1 protein-coding gene is annotated in these 409 nt (G+C 44.0%); it reads right to left on the bottom strand.

What is annotated here, in order from left to right:
* The coding region (locus SB773_RS30200) for an FAD-dependent oxidoreductase (protein WP_410593874.1) at positions 1–359 on the bottom strand (359 nt) is incomplete at its 3' end.
* Positions 360–409: the final 50 nt, after the last annotated feature.

The following is a 409-nucleotide window of genomic DNA, read 5'->3' as shown; positions in this document are numbered from 1 at the left end:
TTCTTCATATTCTTCAAGCCTTTTAAACGGGAAGGGGCATACAATTCTGCATACCGGTTATCCCTTTGCAAAATATGGTCAGTCAAGATTTTAGCGGCAATCGATCCATTCGTCATACCCCATTTTGCATAACCCGTTGCAATTTGAACGTTTTGATGATTGGATGTCACTGGACCGACCAAGGGGATATTATCCGGTGACATAATATCTTGTGCCGACCAGCGATATGGAATATCCGTAACATCGAAATATTGGGAACTGAAGTCCTTTAAGGCCTCATAATGCTCGATAGTCGAGATTCCCTGGCCTGTTTTATGGCCTTCCCCGCCGACAAGTATAAGTTTTTCCCCATTTTCCAATTCCGTATAGCGAAGGGATCGGGTAGGGTTGTCTGCACTGTAATACATCC

This window comes from Bacillus sp. SIMBA_074 (assembly GCF_046534555.1).
In the GTDB taxonomy this organism is placed as follows: Bacteria; Bacillota; Bacilli; order Bacillales; family Bacillaceae_G; genus Bacillus_A; species Bacillus_A mycoides.
Note: the sequence above shows the minus strand (reverse complement) of the source record. Positions and strands in the feature narration are given on the sequence as shown.